The following is an 18643-nucleotide window of genomic DNA, read 5'->3' as shown; positions in this document are numbered from 1 at the left end:
GCGTGACCGGCATCTGTGCCTGTCGGACTTCTTCCGCTCCCGGGAGTCGGGGGAGGTGGATGTGGTGGCGTTCCAGGTGGCCACGATGGGGAGCAAGGTGTCGGAGGCGACGGCGGAGTTGTTCGCCAAGGACGCCTACCGCGACTATCTGGAGTTGCACGGGTTGTCGGTGCAGCTGACCGAGGCGTTGGCCGAGTACTGGCACGCGCGGGTGCGTTCGGAGCTGGGGATCGGTGGCCGGGAGTCGCTGCAGGACATGCTGAAGGTGAACGTGACCGGGTGCCGGTACTCGTTCGGGTATCCGGCGTGCCCGAATCTGGAGGATCAGGTGCAGTTGTTCGAGCTGCTGGACCCGGCGCGGATCGGGGTGTCGTTGTCGGAGGAGTTCCAGTTGCATCCCGAGCAGGCGACCTCGGCCCTGATCGTGCACCACCCCGAGGCCGGCTACTTCAACGTCTGACCTCGCGCGCCCAGACGGTACCGTCTTTCGGGTATCGCACGCGTTGTCAGGGGGTTGCGTGGACGCCGTCTTCTTCGACATGGACGGGACTCTCGTCGACACCGAGAAGCTCTGGTTCCAGGCGGAGTCACAGGTGATGCGGCGCCTCGGCGCGGGGTGGACCGCCGCCGACCAGGAGAACCTGCTCGGCGGCTCCATGCCGTCGACCGTCGCCTACATGCTCCGGGCGAGCGGATCGAGCCGGGATCCCGAAGAGGTGGCGAGCTGGATGCTCGACGGCATTCTCGGCCTGCTCGCCGACGGCTTCGAGGTCATGCCGGGCGCGGCCGAGCTGCTGGCCGAGGTGCGCGCCGCCGGAGTGCCCGTGGGCCTCGTCACCTCCTCCAGCCGGCTGATGGCGGACGCCGTGCTCGGCGGCATCGGGCGTGACACCTTCGACACCGTGGTCACCGGCGACGATGTCCGGCACTTCAAGCCCGACCCGGAGCCGTACCTGCTGGCCGCCCGCCTGCTCGGCGTCGACCCGGCACGCTGCGCCGTCCTTGAGGACTCGCCGACCGGCGTCGCCGCGGGCACCGCGGCGGGGTGCGCGGTCGTGGCCGTTCCCACCGGGCCGGCCATCCCGCCCGCGCCCCGTCGCCTGGTCGTCGAGTCGCTCAAGCAGGTCGACGTGGCCGTGCTCCGCGACCTCGTGCTGTCCGAGGGCCCCGTCGCCTGACGGGTAAGCGGACCCAGATCATCTCGGCCGGCCCGTCCTCTCCTCCAGGTGGGGGACGGGGCCATCCTTGCGGAGGAGAGGCCCCGGCTCCATCGCGTGCCAGGATGGAGGGGTAAGCCATGACGAAGGGGGCGAGCCGTTATGTCCTTCGACCAGATCGCCTGGTTCCCGCTGTGCGCCGGGCTGACAGCGGTCGGGCTGGTGCTCGGCTTCCTGGCGTTCCGCAGGAGGGGCGCGGCGGCGGGCCTGCGGGTCAGCGCCTGGTCCCTGATCCCGATCGCGGCCTACCTCACCGGCGCGCTGCCGGCCGCGTGGAAGATCGGCACGGCCGTGGTGGGCTTCTTCACCGGCCTGGTCTTCTCTCCGGCGGTCTGGGCGGGCGTCGCCGTGGCCGGCCTTTCTGTGGTGCTGTTCCTGGTCTCGGGCGTGCTGCGCAGGAGGCGCGGGGACGCCGCCGCGCCCGCGCGGGAGGCCCGTACGGCGAAACAGGCCGCTCCCCGCGCGGACCAGGGCGCCGCCGCTCCCACCACGCCGAACCGCACGCTCCCGCAGAAGCCCGCCGCCTCCGCCGACGACGACCTCTCCGACATCGAGGAGATCCTCAAGCGCCGGGGCATCAGTTAGTCTCTGCGCGCGCCGGGCTCTCCAGGAGCCGGAGGAACCAGACGTTCTTGCCCATCCGGTCCGGGCCGGGGCCGACCCCCCACTGGTCGGCGAGGGCCTCCACGATCATCAGTCCCCTGCCGTGGTCGGAGTTCGTTCCCAGGTCGAGCCGGCGGGGCAGTCCCGCGCCGTTGTCGGTCACCTCTCCCCGGAGCGCTCCATCGCCGGCGCGCAGCGACAGCCGCACCGGGGGAGCGCCGTGGGCGATCGCGTTGCTCACCAGCTCGCTCACCATGAGGACCACGTCGTCCATCAGATCGGTCAGGCCCCAGCCCGTGAGCGTCCGCCGCACCATGTCCCGCGCCTTGGCGACGATCGCCCGGTCGCCCGGGAGTTCGCATGACATGGTCCGGTATCCCCGGGGAGTGCCGATCATCGATGCTCCTTGCCTGCCGTTCGGCGTGCGCCATCACGAGCAGATACGGCCTCAGAAGGGGTTACGTTCGGATAACACCGGCTCAGTCTTCAAGATCGGCCGATTGGACCTCCGGCGGCCTGGATATGATCACTCAGGCACGGCCCAGCCATGATCCACGCCCCCTCATGGCCGGCCGGCGGATCGCCTTCAGGCGCCGCATCCCCTGCGCCGCAGCGACTCCCTGCGGCGTGTCACGGTTCCAGGACACAACCAGAACAGCCCCCGGACATACCATCCAAGATCAACACGAATGAATTTCGCATGAATCACAGTTGAGCCACATAGCGCGCTCAGGTACTGGTCAGTGCAGCTCAGCACGTAGATTCTGCGTCCGGGGGCCGTACACGCGGCCTGCCTGAACATGGACGACGCTCGCCGGTCACCGGTGGCGGGCGACGCGTCAGACGGACAATGTCGTCTGGGATCCAGGGGGCCGACACTATGACCGCACCGCTCGACGTCTCCGGCACGGAGCTAGAGGCCGAGCCGGAAGCCGTGCTGGGAGGGTCGCAGGCCAAGGCGATTCAGGGCCGGTCGCTCGGCCAGATCGCCTGGATGCGCCTGAAGCGCGACAAGGTGGCGCTGGCCGGTGGCGGCGTGGTGATCTTCCTGATCCTTGTGGCCGTCTTCGCCCCGCTGATCGTCGGCTGGCTCGGGCATCCCCCGAACGACTTCAACCAGGACCTCATCAGCTCCGAGACGCTGGCGCCGAAGGACGGCACCGGAATCGGCTGGGACCACCTGTTCGGCGTCGAGCCCGTCAACGGGCGCGACATCTTCAGCCGCATCGTCTACGGCGCCCGGATCTCGCTGCTGATCGCCTTCCTCGCCACGCTGCTGTCGGTGGCGATCGGCACGATGCTCGGCGTCATGGCCGGCTACTTCGGTGGCTGGGTCGACTCGGTCATCAGCAAGACGATGGACGTCTTCCTGGCGTTCCCTCTGCTGGTCTTCGCCATCGCCCTGGCGGGCATCGTGCCCGACTCCGCGTTCGGCCTGTCCGGCGACGCGCTGCGCGTCTCGCTCCTGGTGTTCATCATCGGCTTCTTCAACTGGCCCTACATCGGGCGCATCATGCGCGGGCAGACGCTGTCGCTGCGCGAGCGGGAGTTCGTCGACGCGGCCCGCAGCCTCGGCGCGCGCGGGCCGTACATCATCTTCCGGGAGATGCTGCCCAACCTGGTGGCGCCGATCCTGGTGTACTCCACGCTGCTGATCCCGACGAACATCCTCTTCGAGGCCGCGCTGTCATTCCTCGGCGTCGGTGTGCGCCCGCCCACGCCCACCTGGGGCGGCATGCTGTCGGACGCCGTGCGCTTCTACACGATCCCGCACTTCATGTTCTTCCCGGGCATGGCGATCTTCATCACCGTCCTGGCCTTCAACCTCCTCGGTGACGGCCTTCGCGACGCCCTCGACCCGAGGGCCCGCTGAGTTCGACCTGTTTCCCCCGTAAGTTCCCTGGCTCCGACAACAAGGGGTTTGTACATGATGAGAAAGACCACACTGGGGGTGACCGCCCTAGGTGCGGTTCTCGCCCTGGGGCTGTCCGCCTGCGGTGGAGGCGGGTCGGCCACGCCGAGCCAGTCCGGCGCGGCGCCGGCCGGCGGTGACACCGCGAAGGCGGAGTTCAACGCCGCCCTCACGCAGGTGTTCAACCCTTCCGACAAGAAGGGGGGCATCCTCAAGTTCGCCAACGCCGGTGACTGGGACTCCCTGGACCCGGCCGACACCTACTACGGCTACTCCTGGAACTTCGTGCGCCTCTACGGCCGTGCACTGGTGATGTTCAAGCCCGCCCCGGGCAAGGAGAGCAGCCAGCTCGTCCCGGACCTCGCCGAGAACCTGGGCACCCCGAGCGACGACGCCAAGACCTGGACGTACAAGCTGCGGGCGGGCGTCAAGTTCGAGGACGGCACGCCGATCACCTCCAAGGACGTGAAGTACGGCGTCCTGCGGTCGCTCGACAAGGAGGTGTTCCCCGACGGGTATACCTACTTCAACGACACGCTCGACCTGCCGAAGGACTACAAGGGTCCCTACAAGTCCAAGGGCGTCAACACCGACAAGGCGATCGAGACCCCCGACGACCAGACGATCGTCTTCCACCTGAAGCAGGCCTACAGCGGTTTCGACTACTTCGCGCAGCTTCCCGCGACGATCCCGGTCCCCGAGGCCAAGGACACGGGCGCGAAGTACCGGGAGCACGTGATCTCCTCCGGGCCGTACAAGTTCGACAAGAACGAGATCGGCAAGGGCTTCAACCTGGTCCGCAACGACCAGTGGGACCAGGCGACCGACCCGAACCGCAAGGCGCTGCCCGACGGCTACGAGGTCTCGACCAACGTCAACGCCGACGACATCGACAACCGCCTGCTCTCGGGCGACCTGCACGTCGACATCGCCGGTACCGGCGCCCAGCCCGCCACCCTCGGCCGCGTGCTGACGGACCCGGCGCTGAAGGCCAACACCGACAACCCGACGATCACCCGCCTGTGGTACACGTCGATCAACGGCAACGTGAAGCCGCTGGACAACATCGACTGCCGCAAGGCCGTCGAGTACGCCGCGGACAAGGTCGCCTACCAGACCGCCTACGGAGGCGAGTTCTCCGGCGGTCAGATCGCCACGAGCCTGCTGCCCCCGGGCATCCCCGGCCACGCGGACATCAACCCGTACCCGTCCGGCACGGACAACCACGGTGACATCGCCAAGGCCAAGGAGGCCCTCACGGCCTGCGGCCAGCCGAACGGCTTCGAGACCAACATCGCCTACCGGGCCGAGCGCCCGAAGGAGAAGGCCACGGCCGAGGCGCTTCAGCAGTCCCTGAGCAAGGTCGGCATCAAGCTCACGCTGAAGCCGTTCCCGCAGGCCGACTACTACGCGCTCTACGCCGGCAAGCCGGGCTACGCCAAGGACAACAAGCTGGGCCTGGCCACCAACGGCTGGGGCGCCGACTGGCCCGACGGCTACGGCTTCCTGCAGCAGATGGTCGACAGCCGCGTCATCCGTGACAGCGGTGGTTCCTCCAACATCAGCGTCCGTGACCCCGAGGTCGACAAGCTGATCGACCAGGCCTCGCTGGAGACCGACACCGCCAAGCGCGAGCCGATCTGGGCGCAGATCGACCAGAAGGTCATGGACGACGCCTTCATCCTGCCCGGCCTGTGGGCCAAGAGCCTCCTCATCCGGGGCAAGGGCGTGACGAACGTGTACTTCAGCGACGCGACCGGCATGTACGACTACCTCAACATGGGCCTGCAGTAACAGCCCACACCATCCGATAGTCCGATAGACACGTGAACGCGGCAGGGGGCCGGCCGACAGGCCGGCCCCCGGAGCCGGGGGGACTGTGGTCACATACATCATCCGGCGCCTGATCTGGGGTGTCTTCATGCTCGCCATCGTGAGTGTGATCACCTTTGCCATCTTCTTCCTGGTGCCGCGACTGGCGGGCGCCACCTCTGAGAGCCTGGCCACCCGCTACGTCGGGCGTACGGCCAGCGCCGAGCAGGTCAAGATCGCCGCCGAGAAGCTGGGCTTCAACGACCCGCTCATCGTGCAGTACGGACGGTTCGCCAAGGGCATCGTCGCGGGCGCCGACTACGACTACGGTCCCGGCGTGGAGCGGTGCCCCGCGCCGTGCTTCGGCTACTCGTTCCTCACCCGGCTGCCCGTGTGGCCCGACCTGCTGAACCGGCTGCCGGTGACGATCTCGCTGGCCCTCGGCGCGGCGGTGATCTGGCTCGTGGCCGGCGTCGCCACAGGAGTGGTCTCCGCGCTGAGACGCGGCAGCTTCTTCGACAGGGCGGCGATGAGCATCGCGCTCGCCGGCGTCTCTCTACCGATCTTCTTCACCGGCATCGTCTCGCTGGTGGTCTTCAGCTACGGCCGCCCGCTCGCGTTCGCGGCGCCGGGCGGCAGCTTCACCCCGTTCTTCGACAACCCCGCCATGTGGGCCTACAGTCTGATCCTGCCCTGGATCACGCTGGCCTTCCTGTACGCCGCCGGGTACGCGCGGCTCACGAGGTCGGGCATGCTTGAGACGATGAACGAGGACTACATACGCACGGCCCGGGCCAAGGGCCTCACCGAGCGCGTGGTCGTGTTCAAGCACGGCCTGCGCGGCGCGCTCACCCCGATCCTGACCATCTTCGGCCTCGATCTCGGCCTGCTGATGGGCGGCGCGGTGCTCACCGAGAGCACCTTCTCCCTGCCGGGCATCGGGAAGTACGCCATCGACGCGATCACCAACCAGGACCTGCCGAAGGTCATGGGCGTCACGCTGGTCGCCGCGTTCTTCGTCGTCATGGCGAACCTTGTCGTGGACCTCCTGTACGCGGTGGTCGACCCGAGAGTGAGGCTCACGTGAGCGAGCGAATCACCGGGCAGAAGAGCTTCCTTGAGCTCAACGACCTGCGCATCCACTTCCCGACCGACGACGGCGTGGTCAAGTCCGTCGACGGGCTCTCCTTCCGGCTGGAGCGGGGCAAGACCCTCGGCATCGTGGGCGAGTCCGGGTCCGGCAAGAGCGTCACGAGCCTCGGCGTCCTCGGCCTCCACAAGGGCACGCGGGCCAGGATCTCCGGTGAGATCTGGCTCGACGGCGAGGAGCTGGTCTCCGCGACGCAGGAGCACGTCCGCACCCTGCGCGGCAAGAAGATGGCGATGATCTTCCAGGATCCGCTGTCGGCCATGCACCCCTACTACACCGTGGGCGCGCAGATCATCGAGGCGTACCGGATCCACCACAAGGTCGGCAAGGCCGTGGCGCGCAAGCACGCGATCGACATGCTCGGCCGGGTGGGCATCCCGCAGCCCGAAAGGCGCGTCGACAGCTACCCGCACGAGTTCTCGGGCGGCATGCGCCAGCGCGCGATGATCGCCATGGCGCTCTCGTGCGACCCTGAGCTGCTGATCGCCGACGAGCCGACCACGGCTCTCGACGTGACCGTCCAGGCGCAGATCCTCGATTTGATGCGCGATCTGCAGCAGGAGTTCAACTCCGCGCTCATCATCATCACCCACGACCTCGGCGTGGTCGCCGAGCTGGCCGACGACATCCTCGTGATGTACGGCGGCAAGTGCATCGAATACGGCGGCGCCGAGGACATCTTCGAACGTCCCGAGCATCCCTACACCTGGGGCCTGCTCGGATCGATGCCGCGGCTCGACCGCGAGCGCACCGAGCGGCTGATGCCGATCAAGGGCACTCCGCCGTCCCTGATCAACGTGCCCGACGGCTGCGCCTTCCACCCTCGCTGCGCCTTCGAGGGCCGCACCGAGGGCCGTGCGAGGACGCGGGTGCCCGAGCTCCTGGAGACCGAGGGCGGGCACCTGGTGCGCTGCCACCTGACCCGGGACGAGCGGCGCGGCATCTGGGAGAACGAGATCAAGCCCAACCTGGAGTCCGCGTGAGTGAGTCGCCCGAGCCTCTGCTGTCCGTCCAGGGCCTGGAGAAGCACTTCCCGATCACCAAGGGGCTGATCAAGCGCCAGGTCGGAGCCGTCAAGGCCGTCGATGGGCTGTCCTTCGACGTCCGGAAGGGCGAGACCCTCGGCCTGGTGGGGGAGTCGGGCTGTGGCAAGACCACGACCGGCCGCCTGATCACCCGGCTGCTGGAGCCCACCGGCGGGAAGATCCTCTTCGAGGACAGGGACATCACCCACTTGTCCCAGGGCTCGCTGCGCCCGCTCCGCCGGGACATGCAGATGATCTTCCAGGACCCCTACAGCTCGCTCAACCCGCGCCACACCGTGGGCGCCATCGTGGGGGCGCCGTTCCGGATCCAGGGCGTGAAGACCGAGCACGGCACCAAGAAGGCCGTGCAGGACATCCTGGAGCTGGTCGGGCTCAACCCCGAGCACTACAACCGCTACCCGCACGAGTTCTCCGGCGGTCAGCGGCAGCGCATCGGCATCGCCCGCACGCTGGCGCTCAAGCCCAAGCTCATCATCGCGGACGAGCCGGTGTCGGCGCTCGACGTGTCCATCCAGGCCCAGGTGGTCAACCTCCTGGAGGACCTGCAGAACGAGCTCGACCTCACCTACGTGGTCATCGCGCACGACCTGTCGGTCGTCCGGCACATCAGCGACCGGGTCGCGGTCATGTACCTCGGCAAGATCGTCGAGGTCGCCGACCGCAAGGACCTGTACGAGTCGCCGATGCACCCGTACACCACCGCGCTGCTGTCGGCGGTGCCGGTTCCGGACGTCAAGCGGCGCACCGAGCGCGAGCGCATCCGCCTGCAGGGCGACGTGCCGAGCCCGATCAACCCGCCGCCGGCCTGCCGGTTCCACACCCGCTGCTGGAAGGCGCAGGAGATCTGCAAGACCGTCGAGCCGCCCCTCGCGGAGCTGGCCACCGGTCACCAGGTCGCCTGCCACTTCCCCGAGAACGCCCCGAAGGACGCCGTGCCCAGCGACGCCGGGGCGCCGGTCCCCGCCTGAGCCCTCGGGCGCATCCCAGACCTCCGGGTACGGCCGCTCCGGCCGCGCCCGGAGCGCCTGTCAAGGGATGGCGCCCGGGGTGATCAGCCCGGTCTCGTAGGCCAGCACCACGGCCTGCACGCGGTCGCGCAGCGCCAGCTTGGTGAGCACGTTGCCCACGTGGGTCTTCACGGTCGTCTCGCTGACCACCAGCTCCGCGGCGATCTCGGCGTTGGACATCCCCTTGGCGATGAGGCGGAGCACCTCCAGCTCGCGCTCGGTCAGCCGGTGGACGCGGGCCGGGGTGGCCTGCTGGTGCGCCGAGGGCAGCCGCGCGGCGAACTTGTCCAGCAGCCGCCTGGTCACGCTCGGCGCCACTATCGCGTCTCCGGCCGCCACCACCCGGATCGCCTGCACCAGCTCGTCGGGGGGCACGTCCTTCAGCAGGAACCCGCTGGCCCCGGCCCGCAGCGCCTCCACGATGTACTCGTCCAGGTCGAAGGTGGTCAGCACCAGCACGCGGGGCACGTGGGCGCCGGGCGCGGCGTCGCGCACGATGCGCCGGGTGGCGTCGATGCCGTCCACCCCGGGCATCCGGATGTCCATGAGCACCACGTCGGGAAGCAGGACCCTGGACTGATCCTGCGCCGTGGCCCCGTTGCCCGCCTCTCCCACCACCGTCAGGTCGGGCTCGGCCTCAAGGATCAGCCGGAAGCCGGTGCGCAGAAGCGGCTGGTCGTCGACGAGCAGCACACGGATAGTCATTTGTCAGTCCTTGAGGGGGAAGCATGCCCGTACCTCGAATCCGCCCCCCTGGCGCGGGCCGATCCGCAGGATTCCACCATAAAGGGCAACCCGCTCGCGTATGCCCACCAGACCGTGCCCTTGCCGGTCGTCGGGGCCGCGCGTGAACTCGCCCGTACCGCCACGCCCATCGTCCTCCACCTGCACCAGCAGCTCGCTCTGCTCGTGGCGTACGGTCACCCAGGCCCGCGCCGCCGGTCCCGCGTGCCGCAGGCTGTTGGTCAGGGCCTCCTGGATCAGGCGGTAGGCGGCCAGGTCGATGCCCGGGGGCAGCAGCCGCCGCTCGCCCTCGATCCAGAGCTGGGCGCGCAGCCCCGCCTCGCGCATCTGGTCGACCAGCCCGGGGAGGTCACCCATGCCGGGCTGCGGCGCCAGCTCGCCGGTCTCCCCGTCGGTGCGCAGCACCCCGACGATGCCCCGCATCTCGCGCATCGCGGTCCTGCCCATCTCCTCGATGGCCACCAGCGCGTCCTTGGCGGCCTCGGGCCGCGTGTCCAGCACCTTGCGGGCGGCGGCGGCCTGGACGGTCATCACGCTCACGTGGTGGGCCACCACGTCGTGCAGCTCGCGGGCGATGCGCGACCTCTCCTCGGCGCGGGCGGCGCGGGTGTCGGCGTCCCTGGCCCGCTCCAGCCGCTCGGCCCGGTCGACCAGCTCGGCGAGGTACGCGCGGCGCAGCCGCACCGAGCGGCCGACCACCCACACGGCCACGGCGACCACGGCGGCGAAGGTGTGCTGGGTCCAGTCGCCGTGCTGGCCGGCCAGGAGCATCGCGACGGCGTACGCCAGCGAGCTGACCGCGGCGGCCACCAGGCTGAGCGCCAGGCCACGGTAGGCGGCCACGGTGTAGAGCAGGATGAGCGAGACGAGCCCGGCCACCCCGCTGTCGTAGTTCAGCGCGGTCAGGACGATCTGGGGAAGCTCGGCCAGGCAGAGCAGTGCGAAGGGCCAGCGCCGGCGGAGGACCAGCGGGAGGCACGCCAGCAGGATTAGCGTGACGCTCAGCGCGCTCGGGGGCCTGACGGGGGAGGAGCCGCCGGAGCCGAGCAACTCGGCCGCCACGAGGGAAAGCCCTGTCACCACCACCGCGAGCGCCGAGTCGCCGAACAGGGGATGGGATCTCAGCCATGCTCGCGGACTGCCGGGGGTGGTGCGCACTCTCTCAATTTAGGACGTCTTCGCTGTTGGCCACCCTGCTCAGGATGGATATCGCCCTCATCCCGCAGAAGGACGCGCGCCCGGCGCGCGGTGTGATCCCCGCCGGGCCGTACCTGGCCGCCGCTCCCGGGCACCGGGCCCGCACGACCGCCCGTGGGGTCGTACGGGCCGGGCCCGGACGTCACACGTCGAGGTGGCCGTCCTTCACGCGCCTGCTGAAGTCGGTCCACTCGCCCGCGGTGAAGACCAGCGCGGGGCCGCCGGGGTCCTTGCTGTCACGGACGCCGACCCGCGCGCCCGGCAGGGCGGCGACCTCGACGCAGTCGCCGCCGCTGCTGCCGGAGTAGGAGGATTTGAACCACGCGGCCTCGCGCAGTTCGTCGTTCAGGTGGTCCATCGCTCTATCGTCTCCCTGATCAAGTCGAGCGACGCGCGCTGGGGGAGCGCCTCAGCGCGGATCACTTCGTATCTGGTCGTGAGATCCTCGACCGCTTCCGCCCGGTCGACGACCTGGCCGTGACCCGCCGACTCCAGGTAAACCGTATCGGGGACGCCTCGGGTCTGGGCGATGATGAATCCTCCTTCGAGCCCTGTGGTGGAGTACGCGCTGAGCGGCAAGATCTGGACGGTGATGAACGGAAGAGTGCCCGCCTCCAGCAGGCGGGTGAGCTGGTCGGCCATCACCTCGGCGCTGCCCACGGGCCTGTGGAGCACGCCCTCGTCGAGCACCGCCCAGAACATGGGAGGCTCAGGGCGCTCGAAGACGCGCTGCCGCTCGATGCGCGCGGCCACGTGGTCCTCCACCTGCTCGGGGGTCACCCGGGGCTCTCCGAGCAGGATCGCCCGGGCGTACTCCTCGGTCTGCAGGAGCCCCGGGACGATGAGCGGCTGCCAGGTGTGCAGCGTGCCGGCCTCGCGCTCGACGTCCAGCCAGGGGCGGAACCAGGCGGGAGTGGACGCGCGGTTGATGAAGGGCCACAGCCGGAGCAGGGCCCCGTCGAGTTTGAGCGCCTCGTCGCAGCGCTCGGCGAAGTCGCGGGAGGGGGTGCGCCTCGCGGTCTCCACCATGCCCACCAGGGCCAGTGAGAAGCAGATCTTCTGGGCGAGCTGCTCCATCGTCCAGCCTGCGGCTGTGCGGTGTCGCCGCAGCTCATAGCCGAAGAGCGCTTGAGGGGAGGCGCTCGGGTCAAGCTCACGGGGGGCGGGCATCATCGCTCCTTCCACTGGGTCCGGCGGCGCTCGGGTCTCCCACACCTCGTTTCACACGATGTGTCGAATACAAAATGGAGGCGACTGGGTACCGAGAGTAGTCGGCAGGCGGCAGTCTGGGAAGGGCGAACGGTCGGCGGCCGGGTGAACCGTGGAGGCGATGACGAACATGCCACAGCATCATCGTGAACGTGTGGAATCGCGGCGTCCAGAGCGAACGCCGGCTGATTCGCCCGCGACGGCGGGGGCCGTGCCGGCCGGGGGCGGGCGCAGCCCCCGCCGCCGCGAGGAGGGCCGATGATCTTCCCTGTCTACGACCGATCCGGCGTCCCGGAGGAACAGCGGCACGCCAATCTGGAGACGGTGAGGCGCGTGAGGAAGGTCGTGGCCGACCTGGTGGAGGCCGAGCGCCGCAAGCGGCGGGCCGAGGGGTTCATCGCCTCCTGGGACCTCGGCCGCGAGGAGCTCGACGAGGCGGCGGCCGCCCTCGGCCTCCCGCCCCTGCAGGACGAGGAGTGGGAGGCCATCCACGGCTCCAGGTGAGCGGGCGCGGCGGGAGGCCCGGTCAGAGCTCGTCGGTGGCGGCGCGCCGTGAGCCGCGGGTGGCGTCGCCGGGGCGGCGGTCGGGAACCGGCGGCGGGGTGCCGCCCCACTCGGGGCAGATGGCCTGGTAGTCGCACCAGTCGCACAGGCGGCTGCGCCGGGCCCGCCACTCGCGGCTGGTGAGCGACCGCTCGATAGCCTCCCAGAGCGCCTGAACCTTGCGCTCGGTCGCCCGCAGGTCGGCCTCGTCGGGGGCATAGCGCAGGACCTCGCCGTTGCCGAGGTACATCAGCTGGAGCAGCCGGGGGACCGTGCCGTGCAGGCGCCACAGCACCAGGGCGTAGAACTTCATCTGGAACAGCGCCTTGGCCTCGAAGTCGGGGCCGGGCGCGCTGCCGGTCTTGTAGTCGACCACGCGCAGGTCGCCGCTCGGCGCCACGTCGAGCCGGTCGATGTAGCCCCGGAGCATCAGCCCGCTGTCGAGCACGGACTCGACGTACAGCTCGCGCTGCGCGGGCTCCAGGCGGCTCGGATCCTCCAGGGCGAAGTAACGCTCCAGCATCTGCCGCGCCTGGCCGAGCCAGCGGTCGTGCTCGGCGTCGTCGTCGAACAGGGTGGAGTACTCGGGGGTGTGCTCCAGCAGGCGCGTCCACTGGGGATCGAGCAGGGCCTGGGCCGCGGCGACGGTGCGCTCGGCGGCCGGCAGGTCGTACAGCCGCTCCAGCACCGCGTGGACGAGCGTGCCGCGGACGGCCGCGGGCGAGGGCCGCTCGGGCAGCTGGTCGATCACGCGGAAGCGGTAGAGCAGCGGACATGTCATGAAGTCGCCCGCGCGGGAGGGGGAGAGAGTGCCGATCACCGCGGGCGGCTCCGAAATGCTCATGCCGGAACTGTAGGTCAACCGGCCGACACTTTCTGCCGGGGGCGTCTACGTGATCGGCCGATCCCCGCCCGGAGGCGCGTAGCATCTAGGCACAAGGAGGAAGACGACAATCATGAGCACCCAGACCCCGCAACGGCCTGAGTCTCCGGGGCTGCGCATGGGACGGCCTTTCGGCATCCCCGTCTACGTCTCGCCGACCTGGTTGATCGTCGCGGCGTTCATCACCTACACCTTCCAGCCCGAGGTGGCGAGGAACCTTCCCGGCAGGGACACGGTCACCACCTACCTCGTGGCCTTCGCGTTCGCCGTCTTCCTCTACGTCTCGGTCCTGCTCCACGAGCTGGCGCACTGCGTGGTGGCCCGTCACTTCGGGCTACCTGTGCGCCGCATCACGCTCTACCTGCTCGGAGGGGTCTCCGAGATCGAGCGCGAGCCCGAGACCCCGGGCAGGGAGTTCCTCGTCTCCTTCGCGGGCCCGCTGCTGTCCCTCGGGCTGGCCGCCATCGGCTTCGTCGCCAGCGGGTTCATCCCCGAGGGCACCATCCCGCACGTCCTGGTCTGGCAGCTCTGGGGCTCCAACTTCATCGTGGGCCTGTTCAACCTGCTTCCCGGCCTGCCGCTCGACGGCGGCCGCATGCTGCGGGCGGGGGTGTGGAAGCTCACCCGCAACCCCGGCTCCGGCACGATCACCGCCGCCTGGTTCGGCCGCGGGCTGGCCGTCGCCCTGGTCGTGCTGTCGGTGGGCGGGCCCTATATGGTCGACCAGGAGCTGAGCTGGGGCACGCTGCTGTGGGCGGTGCTGCTGGCCTCCTTCATCTGGATGGGGGCGACCCAGTCGCTGCGGGTGGCCAGGGTGCGTGCCCGCATGCCGCAGGTCCAGGCCCGCTCGCTCGCCCGCAGGGCCATCCCGGTGACCGCCGAGGTGCCCCTGGCCGAGGGCATGCGCCGCGCCAGGGAGGCGCAGGCGGGGGCGATGGTGATCGTCGACCACGACGGGCACCCGATCGCGATCGTCAACGAGGCGGCCGTCACCGCGACGCCCGAGCAGCGCAGGCCGTGGGTCACCGTCGGATCGCTGGCGCGCAGCCTTGAGCCGTCGCTGGTGCTCCCGGCCGACCTCGCGGGAGAGTCGCTGCTCGACGCCATGCGCGGCGCCCCCTCCGGTGAGTACCTGCTGGTGGAGCGCGGGGGCGACGTCTTCGGCGTGCTGGTCACGGCCGACGTGAACCGCGTCTTCTCCGGGGTCTGACGCTTTCTCGCGCGCGGCTCTTCGCAGGCCCGGCGGCGTGACCGTTTCGTGGGGGATGCCACAGGCAGGTAAGGTCTCGGATCGGTGAAGGCGCGAACCTCCGGTACCGGTCAGGCGTCTGATCAAGGGCGCGCACGGCGGGGGCTGCCGGGGGAAGATCGCCGCTTTGTCCCACTCGTTTTCCGTGCGCGCCCGGACTACTGTTCGATCAGCCGATCCGGTCGGCCATGCAGGTTAGGAACGTTCGCATTGCCTACGCCTCAAACACCTCCCGCCGGTGATCTCACGCCGGAACTGCTGGGCGCGTCCGAGTGGAGCGACCAACTGGTCGCCGCGGCGGGCATCCCCATGTACGACATCCCCTTCCTCACCGTGGGCGGTGGCATCGGGTCGTTCGTCACCCTCGACTACCTCCGGGTCTACGGCGTCCCGACCTCGCAGATGCGCGTCGTGTCGAACATCGACCACCCGTGGCAGACATACGAGTTCCTGACCCGGTGCTCCCAGATCCCCCGGGGGGAGCGCATCCGCTCCGACTCCTCCTCCAGGCCCGACAACCTGTGGGGCTTCCCGTCGTACGCGCTGGAGGAGGCCTGGCGCGACAAGAACCTCGGTCACCTGTTCCAGATCGCCACCGAGCCCATCATGAACGACTACTGGACCCCGCGGGCCGGCACGGTCTTCCACAACCTGGAGCGCGAGGCCAAGCGCATCAACTACTGGGACATGCTGGTCAAGGGCCAGGTCCGCATGGTGCGGCGCAGGGCGGGCGGCGGCTATTTCACGGTGGTCACCCCGCCCGAGGGCGCGGCGCCCACCAAGCGCATCGTCTTCCGCTCGCGGTTCGTGCACGTCGCGATCGGCTACCCCGGCCTGAAGTTCCTGCCCGACCTGCAGGAGTTCCGGCAGAAGTACGGCGACTACCAGCACGTGGTGAACGCCTACGAGCCCCACGAGCAGGTCTACGAGTTCCTTAAGACCCGTCCGGGCACGGTCGTGATCCGCGGCGGCGGCATCGTCGCCTCCCGCGTGCTGCAGCGGCTGTTCGACGACCGCGAGAGGTTCCACCTTCAGACGCAGATCATCCACATCTTCCGCACGTTCGTGACCGGCTCCCACGGCCCCCACCTGTGGAGCCGGCGCAAGGGCGGCGACGGCTGGGCCTACCAGGGCTTCAACTATCCGAAGTCGGTGTGGGGCGGCCAGCTCAAGGCGGAGATGCGCAAGCTTGAGGGCCCCGCGCGCGCCCAGAAGTACAAGGAGATGGGCGGCACCAACACCCCCAAGCGCAGGCACTGGCAGGAGCAGATGCGCAGGGGCCGCGCGGGAGGCTACTACCACGCGGTCCAGGGAACGGTCGAGCGGGTCGAGCCCGCGCCCGACGGCCGCATGCTGAGCTTCGTGCGCAGCAAGGACGGCACCGTCCGCGAGCCGGTCTCCGACTACATCATCGACTGCACGGGCCTGGAGGCCGACATCGCGGAGCACCGCCTGTTCGCCGACCTGCTCCAGCACACGGCCGCCTACCGCAACCCGGTCGGCCGCCTCGAAGTCGAGCGCCACTTCGAGGTCAAGGGCACCGCCAGCGGCGACGGAGCGCTCTACGCCTCCGGCTCGGCCACCCTCGGCGGCTACTTCCCCGGTGTCGACACGTTCCTCGGCCTGCAGATCGCGGCCCAGGAGATCGCGGACGACCTGGCGAGGCGCGGCTTCTGTCGAAAGATGGGCCCGATGCGCTCGACCTCCCAGTGGTTCAAGTGGGCTTTCAACAAGCCCGTCTAAGGAGAATCCCCCCGTGGTTCCAACTCTGTTCGGCCGTATCCAGACGCGGCTGTTCCTTCTTGCCACCGTGGGCGTGGTGATCACGGCGCTGATCGTGCCCGTGCTGCCCGGCCTCTCCGGCCCGCTCTCCCAGGACTACCGCGTGGGGTTCCTGGTCCTCGCGGCGGTCGCCGTGCTCGGGGTGCTGTGGGAACTGCTCTACCACTTCCTCATGCAGTTCCGATGGGAGAAGGACTGGCCCACTCTGTTCGGTTTGCTCACACTCGTGCCAGAAGGACTTCTTCTGTTCTTTTTGCTACGGTCCGGTGCCATCGGTAGCGTCATCGACCCGGTTCCGCCCGCCGCGGCCTTCTGGACCCAGTTCGTGGTCGTCTGGATCTGTGTTTGGCTGGTGGCCAACGGTCCGATGCGGGTGCCGTTCATCCGGTGGCGTTTTCGGGGAGGGAGAGTTCTGTGACGGAGCAAGGCGTGGGGGTGGCGCGTCCGCTTCCCGGCAACGGGTTGATCGCCCATCTGGGCGGCCTGCTGCTGGTGTGCGACGCGGCCGACGCCGTCGCGGACGAACTGCTGGCGGCGGTGCAGGAGACCGCCGCCAATGGCGGGGACGGCCGGGCGCTCGCCCGGCGCGCCGCTCAGGTGCTCGCGCGGTCGATGACGGCCGAGCCGATCTCCTGCGCCGTCGCCGGCCGCGCGGGCGGCGGCATCGCGGTGCTGGTCAGCGGCGAGGCGCAGGCCCTTGTGACCGGGTCGGGCGCCGACGTGCTGCTCGACGGCAAGGACGCGCTGACCTGGACCGACCGCCTGGTTCCCGGCCCGGTGGCCACGGTCGAGCTCCGGCTGCCCGGCGCCGGGCGCCCGATCGGCAGGGCGCGCCTCGACGCGGGCGTCATCTCCGGCGGCGGCCTCACCTGTGACTTCAGCGAGGCCGGCGACCCGGTCGCGCCCATGACGGCGGCGCCGCCCGTGCCCGTGGCGGGTTCGGCGGCGTACGAGCCGCCCCGGCCCGCGTACGAGCCGCCCCCCGCGTACGAGCCGCCCCGGCCCGTCCATGAGCCGATGGAGCCGGAGCCGTATCGCGCGCCGGAGCCGGTGGCGCCCGAGCCGTACCGCGCGCCGGAGCCGGTGGCGCCCGAGTCCCCCCACCTCGCGGAGGGAGCCGTCTCCTCGGCCCTCGCGATGGACCAGGGGCCCGCCATGGCCGCGCCGCTCCCCGTCGAGACCCCGCCGCCGCCCCCCGTCACCTCGCCGCCGCCCCCCGTCACCTCGCCGCCGCCCCCCGTCACCTCGGCGCCGCACCCGGACCCTTCCCCGCCCCCCGGGCGCCACTTCGAGCCGGCGCCCGCCCTGACGACCGACCCCGGGATGGCCGCCGCGGGAGTCAGCGGGGCCGCGGGCGGGCCGCCTCCGCACGAGGAGGCGCCCGAGTTCGAGTCGTTCCTGCTGATCGACGGGCCCGAGGGCCCGCCCGAGCCGCCGGGCTCGCTGCTGGAGCCCACCGAGGCCGGTCCGGCCCCCGAGCCGCTGAGCCGCCCGATGGTCTACGGCGTCGACTGCAAGAACGACCACTTCAACGACCCCCGCGTCCCCTACTGCGCGGTCTGCGGCATCGCCCTGGTGCAGCGCACGCTCGTCCCGTACAAGGGCGAGAGGCCCCCGCTCGGGGTGCTCCTGCTCGACGACGGGCTGACGTTGCGCCTCGACAGCGACTACCTGCTCGGGCGCGACCCCGAGCGCGCGGCCGAGGTCACCTCGGGGGAGGCCCGGCCGGCCAGGGTCACCAGCCCCGACGGGTCGGTCTCCCGGCGTCACCTGCGGGTCCGGCTCGACGGGTGGGACGTCAACCTGATCGACCTGGGCTCGGTCAACGGCACCCAGGTCCAGCCGCCCGGCGATCCCAACTTCTACGACATCCCGCCGAACGAGCCGGTGCCCGTCCTGCCCGGCACGACGGTGCGCATCGGGGTGTCCCGCACGATGCGCTACGAGTCGCACCGCAAGGCGTAGCCGGAGCACCGCGAGGCTCAGCGGAGACGCGAGCCTCAGCGGGGAACCGGAAGGCGCGGCCGCACGGGTCCGCGCGAGAGGGCTGAGCGCTCCCGTCCGGCGGGGGTGCTCAGCCCTCTGGCGTCAGCGTCAGATCCCGGCCCTCACCGGGGTGACGGCCTCCCACTCGACGGGGTCGGCGTCCTGCTCGGCGCGTACGAGCAGGTGCGCGCCCTGCGGCGGGGCGGCGCCCTCCGGGGCGACCACCAGCGCCCCGGCGGGCGCCTCGGCCGCCGAGGTCGCGTCCACGCCGAGCCTGGCCAGGCGCTGGGCGAGGGAGGCGCC

Annotated in this window: 20 protein-coding genes; 13 read left to right on the top strand and 7 right to left on the bottom strand. The window is 70.2% G+C overall.

Annotated elements, in window-relative coordinates; translation table 11 throughout:
- The 3 genes from AB0B89_RS25900 to AB0B89_RS25890 all read left to right on the top strand — a co-directional run.
- Positions 1 to 460, top strand: a 460-nt coding sequence (locus AB0B89_RS25900) for a vitamin B12 dependent-methionine synthase activation domain-containing protein (protein WP_358557883.1), incomplete at its 5' end; no start/stop codon positions are given.
- A gap of 58 nt (positions 461 to 518) precedes the next feature.
- Positions 519 to 1178, top strand: a complete 660-nt coding sequence (locus AB0B89_RS25895) for an HAD family phosphatase (protein WP_358557881.1) — start codon at positions 519 to 521, stop codon at positions 1176 to 1178.
- 141 nt (positions 1179 to 1319) lie between these two features.
- Positions 1320 to 1802, top strand: coding sequence for a cellulose synthase (locus AB0B89_RS25890; protein ID WP_358557879.1), 483 nt, complete (start codon positions 1320 to 1322; stop codon positions 1800 to 1802).
- Here the strand turns inward: AB0B89_RS25890 and AB0B89_RS25885 are convergent.
- Positions 1795 to 2217, bottom strand: a complete 423-nt coding sequence (locus AB0B89_RS25885) for an ATP-binding protein (RefSeq protein WP_358557877.1) — start codon at positions 2215 to 2217, stop codon at positions 1795 to 1797. The genes AB0B89_RS25890 and AB0B89_RS25885 overlap by 8 nt on opposite strands.
- A gap of 483 nt (positions 2218 to 2700) precedes the next feature.
- On the opposite strand from AB0B89_RS25885, the gene AB0B89_RS25880 reads away from it, so the two are divergent.
- The 5 genes from AB0B89_RS25880 (at position 2701) to AB0B89_RS25860 (ending at position 8708) form a co-directional block, all read left to right on the top strand.
- On the top strand, positions 2701 to 3693 hold the full coding sequence (locus tag AB0B89_RS25880) for an ABC transporter permease (RefSeq protein WP_358557875.1): 993 nt from the start codon (positions 2701 to 2703) through the stop codon (positions 3691 to 3693).
- Between the two features lie 57 nt (positions 3694 to 3750).
- Positions 3751 to 5526, top strand: a complete 1776-nt coding sequence (locus AB0B89_RS25875) for an ABC transporter substrate-binding protein (RefSeq protein WP_358557873.1) — start codon at positions 3751 to 3753, stop codon at positions 5524 to 5526.
- 85 nt (positions 5527 to 5611) lie between these two features.
- Positions 5612 to 6631, top strand: coding sequence for an ABC transporter permease (locus tag AB0B89_RS25870; RefSeq protein ID WP_358557871.1), 1020 nt, complete (start codon positions 5612 to 5614; stop codon positions 6629 to 6631).
- On the top strand, positions 6628 to 7677 hold the full coding sequence (locus tag AB0B89_RS25865) for an ABC transporter ATP-binding protein (protein ID WP_358557868.1): 1050 nt from the start codon (positions 6628 to 6630) through the stop codon (positions 7675 to 7677). The genes AB0B89_RS25870 and AB0B89_RS25865 overlap by 4 nt, the downstream gene beginning before the upstream one ends.
- Positions 7674 to 8708 carry a dipeptide ABC transporter ATP-binding protein gene (locus tag AB0B89_RS25860; protein WP_358557866.1) on the top strand — a complete coding sequence of 345 codons (1035 nt, stop codon included), beginning with the start codon at positions 7674 to 7676 and terminating at the stop codon, positions 8706 to 8708. Before AB0B89_RS25865 ends, AB0B89_RS25860 begins: the two co-directional genes overlap by 4 nt.
- A gap of 60 nt (positions 8709 to 8768) precedes the next feature.
- Here the strand turns inward: AB0B89_RS25860 and AB0B89_RS25855 are convergent, their stop codons facing one another.
- From AB0B89_RS25855 to AB0B89_RS25840, 4 genes are all read right to left on the bottom strand, one after another.
- Complete coding sequence (locus AB0B89_RS25855) at positions 8769 to 9452, bottom strand: response regulator transcription factor (protein ID WP_358557864.1); 684 nt, start codon at positions 9450 to 9452, stop codon at positions 8769 to 8771.
- Between the two features lie 3 nt (positions 9453 to 9455).
- Positions 9456 to 10649, bottom strand: a complete 1194-nt coding sequence (locus tag AB0B89_RS25850; protein ID WP_358557862.1) for a sensor histidine kinase — start codon at positions 10647 to 10649, stop codon at positions 9456 to 9458.
- 181 nt (positions 10650 to 10830) lie between these two features.
- Complete coding sequence (locus AB0B89_RS25845; protein WP_358557860.1) at positions 10831 to 11046, bottom strand: DUF397 domain-containing protein; 216 nt, start codon at positions 11044 to 11046, stop codon at positions 10831 to 10833.
- On the bottom strand, positions 11034 to 11858 hold the full coding sequence (locus tag AB0B89_RS25840) for a helix-turn-helix transcriptional regulator (RefSeq protein WP_358557858.1): 825 nt from the start codon (positions 11856 to 11858) through the stop codon (positions 11034 to 11036). Before AB0B89_RS25840 ends, AB0B89_RS25845 begins: the two co-directional genes overlap by 13 nt.
- 297 nt (positions 11859 to 12155) lie before the next feature.
- On the opposite strand from AB0B89_RS25840, the gene AB0B89_RS25835 reads away from it, so the two are divergent.
- Positions 12156 to 12401, top strand: a complete 246-nt coding sequence (locus AB0B89_RS25835) for a hypothetical protein (protein WP_358557855.1) — start codon at positions 12156 to 12158, stop codon at positions 12399 to 12401.
- Positions 12402 to 12423: 22 nt separating this feature from the next.
- Here AB0B89_RS25835 and AB0B89_RS25830 read toward each other — a convergent pair whose 3' ends face one another.
- Complete coding sequence (locus AB0B89_RS25830) at positions 12424 to 13284, bottom strand: PD-(D/E)XK nuclease family protein (protein WP_358557852.1); 861 nt, start codon at positions 13282 to 13284, stop codon at positions 12424 to 12426.
- A 112-nt stretch (positions 13285 to 13396) separates the two neighbouring features.
- Between AB0B89_RS25830 and AB0B89_RS25825 the strand changes: the two genes are divergently transcribed.
- From AB0B89_RS25825 to AB0B89_RS25810, 4 genes are all read left to right on the top strand, one after another.
- The gene (locus AB0B89_RS25825) at positions 13397 to 14533 is read left to right on the top strand and encodes a site-2 protease family protein (RefSeq protein WP_358557849.1); all 1137 of its coding nucleotides are present in this window, start codon (positions 13397 to 13399) and stop codon (positions 14531 to 14533) included.
- 249 nt (positions 14534 to 14782) lie between these two features.
- A complete protein-coding gene (locus AB0B89_RS25820; RefSeq protein WP_358557847.1) occupies positions 14783 to 16315 on the top strand; it encodes a hypothetical protein in 1533 nt (510 codons plus the stop codon).
- A 13-nt stretch (positions 16316 to 16328) separates the two neighbouring features.
- The gene (locus AB0B89_RS25815) at positions 16329 to 16772 is read left to right on the top strand and encodes a hypothetical protein (RefSeq protein WP_358557844.1); all 444 of its coding nucleotides are present in this window, start codon (positions 16329 to 16331) and stop codon (positions 16770 to 16772) included.
- Positions 16769 to 18319 carry an FHA domain-containing protein gene (locus AB0B89_RS25810; protein ID WP_358557841.1) on the top strand — a complete coding sequence of 517 codons (1551 nt, stop codon included), beginning with the start codon at positions 16769 to 16771 and terminating at the stop codon, positions 18317 to 18319. Before AB0B89_RS25815 ends, AB0B89_RS25810 begins: the two co-directional genes overlap by 4 nt.
- A gap of 129 nt (positions 18320 to 18448) precedes the next feature.
- On the opposite strand, the gene AB0B89_RS25805 is transcribed toward AB0B89_RS25810, so the two are convergent.
- On the bottom strand, positions 18449 to 18643 hold a 195-nt coding region (locus tag AB0B89_RS25805; RefSeq protein ID WP_358557838.1), incomplete at its 5' end, for a hypothetical protein.

Origin of the sequence: Sphaerisporangium sp. NPDC049002 (genome assembly GCF_040649355.1) — a bacterium.
In the GTDB taxonomy this organism is placed as follows: domain Bacteria; phylum Actinomycetota; class Actinomycetes; order Streptosporangiales; family Streptosporangiaceae; genus Sphaerisporangium.
Note: the sequence above shows the minus strand (reverse complement) of the source record. Positions and strands in the feature narration are given on the sequence as shown.

Bases quoted from the DNA above. Each gene is read 5' to 3' on its own strand.
- AB0B89_RS25890 (WP_358557879.1), top strand. From the start codon at position 1,320: ATGTCCTTCGACCAGATCGCCTGGTTCCCGCTGTGCGCCGGGCTGACA.
- AB0B89_RS25885 (WP_358557877.1), bottom strand. From the start codon at position 2,217: ATGATCGGCACTCCCCGGGGATACCGGACCATGTCATGCGAACTCCCG.
- AB0B89_RS25880 (WP_358557875.1), top strand. From the start codon at position 2,701: ATGACCGCACCGCTCGACGTCTCCGGCACGGAGCTAGAGGCCGAGCCG.
- AB0B89_RS25875 (WP_358557873.1), top strand. From the start codon at position 3,751: ATGAGAAAGACCACACTGGGGGTGACCGCCCTAGGTGCGGTTCTCGCC.
- AB0B89_RS25855 (WP_358557864.1), bottom strand. From the start codon at position 9,452: ATGACTATCCGTGTGCTGCTCGTCGACGACCAGCCGCTTCTGCGCACC.
- AB0B89_RS25845 (WP_358557860.1), bottom strand. From the start codon at position 11,046: ATGGACCACCTGAACGACGAACTGCGCGAGGCCGCGTGGTTCAAATCC.
- AB0B89_RS25840 (WP_358557858.1), bottom strand. From the start codon at position 11,858: ATGCCCGCCCCCCGTGAGCTTGACCCGAGCGCCTCCCCTCAAGCGCTC.
- AB0B89_RS25835 (WP_358557855.1), top strand. From the start codon at position 12,156: ATGATCTTCCCTGTCTACGACCGATCCGGCGTCCCGGAGGAACAGCGG.
- AB0B89_RS25830 (WP_358557852.1), bottom strand. From the start codon at position 13,284: ATGAGCATTTCGGAGCCGCCCGCGGTGATCGGCACTCTCTCCCCCTCC.
- AB0B89_RS25825 (WP_358557849.1), top strand. From the start codon at position 13,397: ATGAGCACCCAGACCCCGCAACGGCCTGAGTCTCCGGGGCTGCGCATG.